This window comes from Streptomyces sp. NPDC046881, assembly GCF_040645015.1.
Lineage (GTDB): Bacteria > Actinomycetota > Actinomycetes > Streptomycetales > Streptomycetaceae > Streptomyces.
Map to the genome: position 1 here is coordinate 1 of NZ_JBEYXJ010000186.1, position 8,316 is coordinate 8,316.

The 8,316-nt window shown below is 68.3% G+C and carries 7 protein-coding genes; all 7 read right to left on the bottom strand.

Annotation, left to right across the window (positions count from 1 at the left end; translation table 11 throughout):
* Nucleotides 1-128: 128 nt before the first annotated feature.
* Nucleotides 129-947, bottom strand: coding sequence for a CDP-diacylglycerol--serine O-phosphatidyltransferase (gene pssA / locus ABZ923_RS40145; RefSeq protein ID WP_208036861.1), 819 nt, complete (start codon nt 945-947; stop codon nt 129-131).
* A gap of 22 nt (nt 948-969) precedes the next feature.
* The gene (locus ABZ923_RS40150) at nt 970-1,626 is read right to left on the bottom strand and encodes a phosphatidylserine decarboxylase (RefSeq protein ID WP_030346776.1); all 657 of its coding nucleotides are present in this window, start codon (nt 1,624-1,626) and stop codon (nt 970-972) included.
* Between the two features lie 170 nt (nt 1,627-1,796).
* Nucleotides 1,797-3,002 carry an acyl-CoA dehydrogenase family protein gene (locus ABZ923_RS40155; RefSeq protein ID WP_361482995.1) on the bottom strand — a complete coding sequence of 402 codons (1,206 nt, stop codon included), beginning with the start codon at nt 3,000-3,002 and terminating at the stop codon, nt 1,797-1,799.
* Nucleotides 3,003-3,004: 2 nt separating this feature from the next.
* Nucleotides 3,005-3,517, bottom strand: a complete 513-nt coding sequence (locus ABZ923_RS40160) for a MaoC family dehydratase (RefSeq protein WP_361482997.1) — start codon at nt 3,515-3,517, stop codon at nt 3,005-3,007.
* Nucleotides 3,518-3,522: 5 nt separating this feature from the next.
* Entirely contained in the window at nt 3,523-4,485 is a 963-nt protein-coding gene (locus tag ABZ923_RS40165) for a CoA ester lyase (protein WP_361483000.1), read from the bottom strand.
* On the bottom strand, nt 4,482-6,509 hold the full coding sequence (locus ABZ923_RS40170; RefSeq protein ID WP_361483003.1) for a protein meaA: 2,028 nt from the start codon (nt 6,507-6,509) through the stop codon (nt 4,482-4,484). Before ABZ923_RS40170 ends, ABZ923_RS40165 begins: the two co-directional genes overlap by 4 nt.
* A 17-nt stretch (nt 6,510-6,526) precedes the next feature.
* On the bottom strand, nt 6,527-7,864 hold the full coding sequence (gene ccrA, locus ABZ923_RS40175) for a crotonyl-CoA carboxylase/reductase (RefSeq protein WP_208036862.1): 1,338 nt from the start codon (nt 7,862-7,864) through the stop codon (nt 6,527-6,529).
* Between the last annotated feature and the right edge of the window lie 452 nt (nt 7,865-8,316).

An 8,316-nucleotide genomic window follows, 5' to 3' on the forward strand; every position in this document is an offset into this window, starting at 1 on the left:
GGGCGGCGCCCGGCGCCCGAACAGTCCGCCCGCGCCGGGCAGCGACCCGCCGAGCCGCCGGGAGACGAGGACCCACACCACGACCAGGACCACGACCTCGCCAAAGCGCCGCTACGGCAATCGCGCCGCTACGGCAACTGCGCCGCCCGCGCCTCACGCCGGTTGTCGCGGAAGTTGTTCACCCGCCGAGCCGTCGCGAACAGCGGAATCACCGCGCCCATGACCAGCTGCAGCGCGCACCCCGTCTGGAGCAGCAGCTGACCGCTGGGCGCGTCGAAGGCCCAGGCCGCCAGCAGCCCCATCGACAGCACGATCCAGCAGAGCATCGCCCCGGCCAGCCGCCCCCGCGGCTTCGGGTACTCCACCCGGCTCACCATCAGCCACGCCGTCCCCAGAATCGCCAGCAGCGTCGCCACGAACGGCAGCTCCAGCAGCACGATCGAGACGACGGTCAGCGCGCCGAACGGCGAGGGCATGCCCTGGAACATGCCGTCCTTCATCGTCACGCAGCTGAACCGGGCCAGTCTGAGGACCACGGCCAGCAGCACCACGATCGCGCCCACCGCCGCCACCCGCTGGTGCGCGTCGTCGGCGACCATGCCGTAGACGAGCACGAAGTACGCGGGCGCGAGGCCGAAGCTGATCAGGTCCGACAGGTTGTCCAGCTCCGCGCCCATCGGCGACGAGCGCAGCTTGCGCGCCACCAGGCCGTCGAACAGGTCGAAGACCGCCGCGCAGAGCATCAGGATGACCGCCGTGGCCGCGCTGTGGCGGGCCATGCCGGACTCCTGGCTGCCGGTCAGGTGCGGGATCAGGATGCCGGTGGTGGTGAAGTACACCGCCATGAAGCCGCACGTGGCGTTGCCCAGGGTGAGGGTGTCCGCTATCGACAGGCGGAGCGAGAGGGGCATCTCCTCCTCGTCGTCCGCCTCGTCGGCCTCGGGCACCCAGCCCGCCTGGGTCTCCGGATCAATCACGGTCAATGCGAGTCACCCCAGCCACGGTCTTCTGTCCGACCTCGACCGCGACCTCCACGCCCTCGGGCAGGTAGAGGTCGACACGCGAGCCGAAGCGGATCAGACCGATTCGGTCGCCCTGCTCGACCTTCGTCCCCTCCGGGAGGTAGGGCACGATGCGGCGGGCCACCGCGCCGGCGATCTGGATCATCTCGATGTCGCCGAGTTCGGTGTCGAAATGCCAGACTACGCGCTCGTTGTTCTCGCTCTCCTTGTTGAAAGCCGGAACAAAGCCGCCGGGGATGTGCTCGACCGACGTCACCGTGCCCGCGAGGGGCGCGCGGTTGACGTGGACGTTGAGCGGGCTCATGAAGATCGCGACGCGGGTGCGCCCGTCCTTCCACGGCATGATGCTCTGCACCACACCGTCGGCGGGCGAGATGACCCGGCCCGTGGCGATCTCGCGCTCGGGGTCGCGGAAGAACCACAGCATGCCCGCCGCGAGCGCGGTGGCGGGCACGGCCACGGCCTTGGCGGCGCCCGAGCGGCGGGCGCGGGCCAGGCTGAGGGCTGCGGTGGCGACGGTCGGGAGAAGCCACGGCGATGCTCCGCGCGCGAGGCGTGCGCCTACCAGGCTGTCGCGGTGTGCAGAGGTTTGGCTGTGGGGCATGGATGACCTTCGTAGCGGATGATGCCGCGCTCTGACGGGGGACGGCGGCTTTCCCGGGATCGTACCGGGCGCGGGCCACAACTCGGCAAGCCAGGAAGTCGAGTCGGCGGCCGAAGACGGCCTACGGGGTGTGATCTTCTTCTCGAAGAAAACACCCCGTAACCGGACAATCAACCCTGGAATCGATACTCCTCGAGCAGCCTGCGGCCGATGATCATTTTCTGGATCTCGGCGGTGCCTTCGCCGATGAGCAGCATCGGGGCCTCACGGTAGAGGCGCTCGATCTCGTACTCCTTGGAGAAGCCGTAGCCGCCGTGGATCCGGAAGGCGTCCTCCACGACCTCCTTGCAGTACTCGGAGGCCAGGTACTTCGCCATGCCGGCCTCCAGGTCGTTTCGTTCCCCGGAGTCCTTTTTGCGGGCTGCGTTGACCATCATCGCATGCGCGGCCTCGACCTTGGTGGCCATCTCGGCCAGCTTGAACTGGATGGCCTGGTGCTGGGCGATCGGCTTGCCGAAGGTGTGCCGCTGCTGGGCGTACTGCACCCCCAGCTCGAAGGCGCGCTGGGCGACGCCGCAGCCGCGCGCCGCCACGTTGACCCGGCCGACCTCCACGCCGTCCATCATTTGGTAAAAACCTCGGCCGGTGACCCCGCCGAGCACCCGGTCGGCCGGAACGCGCAGGCCGTCCATGATCAGCTCGGTGGTGTCGACGCCCTTGTAGCCCATCTTGTCGATCTTGCCGGGGATGGTGAGGCCCGGGCGGACCTCGCCGAAGCCCGGCTCCTTCTCGACCAGGAAGGTGGTCATCGACTTGTGCGGGGCCGTGCCCTCGGGGTGTCCTTCGTCACTTCGGACCAGAACGGCCACGAGCGAGGACGTGCCGCCGTTGGTCAGCCACATCTTCTGGCCGTTCAGGACGTACTCGTCGCCGTCCTTGACCGCCTTCGACGTGATGGCGGACACATCCGAGCCCAGGCCCGGCTCCGACATGGAGAAGGCGCCCCGGATGTCGCCGGCCGCCATCCGCGGCAGGAAGTGGTCCTTCTGCTCCTGCGTGCCGTGCTGCTTGAGCATGTACGCGACGATGAAGTGGGTGTTGATGATGCCGGACACCGACATCCAGCCGCGGGCGATCTCCTCCACGCACAGCGCGTAGGTGAGCAGCGACTCGCCCAGGCCCCCGTACTCCTCGGGGATCATCAGACCGAACAGACCCAGCTCCTTGAGCCCGTCCACGATCTGCTGCGGGTACTCGTCGCGGTGCTCCAGCTCCGTCGCGACGGGGATGATCTCCTTGTCGACAAAGTCACGGACCGTCGAGAGGATCTCCTGCTGGACGTCGGTCAGACCGGCGGTCTGGGCGAGACGGGCCATCGTTACTTCTCCTGCTGCTTCAGCTCCGGGCGGCCGGGCTGCTCGCCGCCGCGCTCCTTGGTGTACGTCTCGGTGGGCACCATCACCTTGCGGCGGAAGACGCACACCAGGGTGCCGTCCTGCTTGTAGCCCTTGGTCTCGACGTAGACGATGCCTCGGTCGTTCTTCGACTTCGACGGCCACTTGTCCAGCACGGTCGTCTCGCCGTAGATCGTGTCGCCGTGGAAGGTCGGCGCCACGTGCCTGAGCGACTCGATCTCCAGGTTGGCGATCGCCTTGCCGGAGATGTCCGGGACGGACATGCCGAGCAGGAGGGAGTAGATGTAGTTCCCGACGACGACGTTCTTGCCGAAGTCCGTCGTCTTCTCCGCATAGTTGGTGTCCATGTGGAGCGGGTGGTGGTTCATGGTGAGGAGACAGAACAGGTGGTCGTCGTACTCCGTGACCGTCTTGCCCGGCCAGTGCTTGTACGTCGCCCCGACCTCGAACTCCTCGTAGGTGCGTCCGAACTGCATCGCGCTCAGGCCTCCGGGATCTCGAACGTCGACGTACGGGTCATCCCCGCCGCCCGCCCCTTGCCGGCGATGACCAGGGCCATCTTGCGGCTGGCCTCGTCGATCATCTCGTCGCCGAGCATCGCGGAGCCCTTCTTGCCGCCCGCCTCGGACGTGTAGTAGTCGTACGCGTCCAGGATCAGCTCGGCGTGGTCGTAGTCCTCCTGGGACGGCGAGAAGATCTCGTTGGACGCCTCGACCTGGCCCGGGTGCAGCACCCACTTGCCGTCGAAGCCCAGCGCGGCGGCGCGCTGCGCCACCTCCCGGTAGCCGTCGACGTTGCGGATCTGCAGGTAGGGACCGTCGATCGCCTGGAGGTTGTTGGCGCGGGCGGCCATCAGGATCTTCATCAGGATGTAGTGGTAGGCGTCCGCCGGGTAGCCGGGCGGCTGCTCGCCCACGACGAGGGACTTCATGTTGATGGAGGCCATGAAGTCGGCCGGGCCGAAGATGATCGTCTCCAGGCGCGGGGAGGCCTGCGCGATCGCGTTGACGTTGTTCAGGCCCTGGGCGTTCTCGATCTGCGCCTCGATGCCGATCTTGCCGACCTCGAAGCCCATGGTCTTCTCGATCTGCGTCAGCAGCAGGTCCAGCGCGACGACCTGCTCGGCGCTCTGCACCTTCGGCAGCATGATGCAGTCGAGGTTCTGGCCGGCGCCCTCGACGACCGTCACGACGTCGCGGTACGTCCACTCGGTCGTCCAGTCGTTGACGCGCACGACCCGCGTCTTGCCGGTCCAGTCGCCCTCGTTGAGGAACTTGACGATGGTGTGCCGCGCCTCGGGCTTGGCGAGCGGCGCGCACGCGTCCTCCAGGTCGAGGAAGACCTGGTCCGCCGGGAGGCCCTGCGCCTTCTCCAGGAAGCGCGGGTTGCTGCCCGGCACGGCCAGGCAGGAGCGCCGCGGGCGAAGGCGGTTGACGGTCGTCATGCGGGGACCTCCAGGGGGTCGAGCTTGTTCGCTTTCCGGATCTCGTCGACGATGCGGCCGATGATCCCGGTGATGTCGAAGTCCTTCGGGGTGAACACCGCGGCCACTCCGGCAGCCCTGAGCTGATCGGCGTCACCGTTCGGGATGATGCCACCTGCGATCACGGGTATATCTGTGGCACCCGCCACACGCAGCCGCTGGAGCACGTCCGGGACCAGCTGGGCGTGCGAGCCGGACAGGATCGACAGGCCGACGGCGTGCACGTCCTCGGCCAGGGCCGCGTCCACGATCTGCTCCGGGGTGAGCCGGATGCCCTGGTAGACGACCTCGAAGCCGGCGTCACGGGCGCGCACGGCGATCTGCTCGGCGCCGTTGGAGTGCCCGTCCAGGCCGGGCTTGCCGACCAGGAAGCGCAGCTTGCCGACGCCCAGGTCGCGGGCGGTGGCGTCCACCTTGGCGCGGACCCCGGCCATCGCCGAGCCCTGCTCGGCGGGCACGGCCACCGGCGCGGACGAGACACCGGTGGGCGCCCGGTACTCGCCGAACACCTCGCGCAGGGCGCCCGCCCACTCGCCGGTGGTGACCCCGGCGCGGGCGCACTCCAGCGTGGCCTCCATGAGGTTGCCGGTGCCCTTCGCGGCCTCCTTCAGCCGCTCCAGCGCCTTGCAGGGCCGCGGGTGGTTGAAGGGCGGCTGGTAGCGGGTGTCGCGCCACTTGCGCAGCGACTCGACGACCCGGGTCTCGACCTCCGGGTCCACCGTCTGGATCGCGGTGTCCAGGTCGGCCGTGAGCGGGTTCGGCTCGGTGCCCTCGAAGATGTTGACGCCGACGATCTTCTCCTCGCCGGACTCGATCCGGGCGCGGCGCTCGGCGTGCGAGGCGACCAGCTGCGACTTCAGGTAGCCGGACTCCACGGCGGCCAGCGCGCCGCCCATCTCCTGGATGCGGTCGATCTCGGCGAGGACCTCCTCGACCAGCTGGTCGACCTTCGCCTCGACGACCTTCGAGCCCTCGAAGATGTCCTCGTACTCCAGCAGGTCGCTCTCGTAGGCCAGCACCTGCTGGATGCGCAGGCTCCACTGCTGGTCCCAGGGGCGCGGCAGGCCGAGGGCCTCGTTCCAGGCGGGCAGCTGCACGGCACGCGCGCGTGCGTCCTTGGAGAGGGTCACGGCCAGCATCTCCAGCACGATCCGCTGGACGTTGTTCTCCGGCTGCGCCTCGGTCAGGCCGAGCGAGTTCACCTGGACGCCGTAGCGGAACCGGCGCTGCTTGGGGTTCTCGATGCCGTACCGCTCACGGGTGACCTTGTCCCAGATGCGGCCGAAGGCCCGCATCTTGCACATCTCCTCGATGAAGCGGACGCCCGCGTTCACGAAGAAGGAGATGCGGGCGACCACGTCGCCCATGCGCTCCTGCGGCACCTGGCCGGAGTCGCGCACGGCGTCGAGCACGGCGATCGCGGTGGACATCGCGTACGCGATCTCCTGCACCGGCGTGGCCCCGGCCTCCTGCAGGTGGTAGCTGCAGATGTTGATCGGGTTCCACTTCGGGATGTGGGAGACCGTGTACGCGATCATGTCCGTCGTCAGCCGGAGCGAGGGCCCCGGCGGGAACACGTGGGTGCCCCGGGAGAGGTACTCCTTGACGATGTCGTTCTGGGTCGTGCCCTGGAGCTTGGTGATGTCCGCGCCCTGCTCCTCGGCGACGACCTGGTAGAGCGCCAGCAGCCACATGGCGGTGGCGTTGATCGTCATCGAGGTGTTCATCTGCTCCAGGGGGATGTCCTGGAACAGCCGGCGCATGTCACCGAGGTGCGCGACGGGCACGCCCACCCGGCCGACCTCGCCGCGCGCGAGGATGTGGTCGGGGTCGTAGCCGGTCTGCGTCGGCAGGTCGAACGCCACCGACAGGCCGGTCTGGCCCTTGGCGAGATTGCGCCGGTACAGCTCGTTGGACGCCTCGGCCGTGGAGTGGCCGGCGTACGTCCGCATGAGCCACGGACGGTCCTTCTGACGCTCTGTCATCTTCGACTCTCCGGGCCTCAGACGTTCCGGAAGCGGTTGATGGCGTCGATGTGCTTGGCGCGCATCTCCTCGTCGCGCACGCCGAGGCCCTCCTCGGGCGCCAGGCACAGCACGCCGACCTTGCCCTGGTGCAGGTTGCGGTGCACGTCGTAGGCGGCCTGACCGGTGTCCTCAAGGGAGTAGGTCTTCGACAGGGTCGGGTGGATCTTGCCCTTGGCGATGAGGCGGTTGGCCTCCCAGGCCTCGCGGTAGTTGGCGAAGTGCGAGCCGATGATCCGCTTCAGGGACATCCACAGGTAGCGGTTGTCGTACTCGTGCATGTAGCCCGAGGTCGAGGCGCAGGTGGTGATGGTGCCGCCCTTGCGGGTGACGAAGACGCTCGCGCCGAAGGTCTCGCGGCCGGGGTGCTCGAAGACGATGTCGATGTCCTCGCCGCCGGTCAGCTCGCGGATGCGCTTGCCGAAGCGCTTCCACTCCTTGGGGTCCTGGGTGTTCTCGTCCTTCCAGAACTTGTAGCCCTCGGCGTTGCGGTCGATGATCGCCTCGGCGCCCATCGAGCGGCAGATCTCCGCCTTCTGGGGCGAGGACACCACGCAGATCGGGTTGGCGCCGCCGGCCAGCGCGAACTGGGTGGCGTAGGAGCCGAGGCCGCCGCTCGCACCCCAGATGAGCACGTTGTCGCCCTGCTTCATGCCGGCGCCGTTGCGGGAGACCAGCTGGCGGTAGGCGGTGGAGTTGACCAGGCCCGGGGCCGCGGCCTCCTCCCAGCTGAGGTGGTCCGGCTTCGGCATCAGCTGGTTGGACTTCACCAGCGCGATCTCGGCGAGGCCGCCGAAGTTGGTCTCGAAGCCCCAGATGCGCTGCTCGGGGTCGAGCATCGTGTCGTTGTGGCCGTCGGAGGACTCCAGCTCGACCGACAGGCAGTGCGCGACGACCTCGTCACCGGGCTTCCAGGCGTTGACGCCCGGGCCGGTGCGCAGGACCACGCCCGCGAGGTCGGAGCCGATGATGTGGTACGGCAGGTCGTGCCGCTTGGCCAGCTCGCTGGTGCGGCCGTAGCGCTCCAGGAACCCGAAGGTGGACAGCGGCTCGAAGATCGAGGTCCACACCGAGTTGTAGTTGACCGAGGAGGCCATGACGGCCACCAGGGCCTCACCCGGGCCCAGTTCGGGCAGGGGGACCTCGTCGAGGTGGATCGACTTGCGCGGGTCCTTGTCGCGGGTCTGCAGGCCCGCGAACATCTCCGTCTCGTCCTTGTGCACGGTGATCGCACGGTACGACTCGGGGAGCGGCAGGGCGGCGAAGTCGGCGGACGTGGCGTCCTTCGACTGGATCGCGTCCAGGATGTCCTTCACGGTCACGGTGTTGCCTCCGGCGGTGAGCGCCCTGAGGGAGGGGCGCCTGGGGGATCGTCGGTGCTGCGATGAGTGCTGCTGAGGGTTTTCGAGGGGTGTGCCGTCGGTTCGGCTCGGTGGTGCTTCGGCAGCGCTTTGTGGCGCGGGAGGTTGCCTGTGACGCAGGCGTCCGGGCGCGCAGGCCATGAGCTTGCGGGGACAGCCGGCGAACGAAAGGTCTCTGCTCGCCGGCCGCCCGGACACCTTCAACGTATGACACCGCGTGTCAGGCCGCAAGGCACTGAGTGCCAGAACCTGCTCTCAGATGAAATCTTTACGCAACAAATGAGCGATGATCGATCACAGTCGGGGCAAAGGAAACGGGCTGGGGGCGGCACCCAGTGCCGCCCCCAGCCCGTTTCTCCCGCGCCGTCCGGTCAGGACCGTTGCTTCAGCGCCAGCTCGATGGTGCG

Coding starts and splice junctions, on each gene's coding strand:
- ABZ923_RS40150 (WP_030346776.1), bottom strand. CDS start 1,626: ATGCCCCACAGCCAAACCTCTGCACACCGCGACAGCCTGGTAGGCGCA.
- ABZ923_RS40155 (WP_361482995.1), bottom strand. CDS start 3,002: ATGGCCCGTCTCGCCCAGACCGCCGGTCTGACCGACGTCCAGCAGGAG.
- ABZ923_RS40160 (WP_361482997.1), bottom strand. CDS start 3,517: ATGCAGTTCGGACGCACCTACGAGGAGTTCGAGGTCGGGGCGACGTAC.
- ABZ923_RS40165 (WP_361483000.1), bottom strand. CDS start 4,485: ATGACGACCGTCAACCGCCTTCGCCCGCGGCGCTCCTGCCTGGCCGTG.
- ABZ923_RS40170 (WP_361483003.1), bottom strand. CDS start 6,509: ATGACAGAGCGTCAGAAGGACCGTCCGTGGCTCATGCGGACGTACGCC.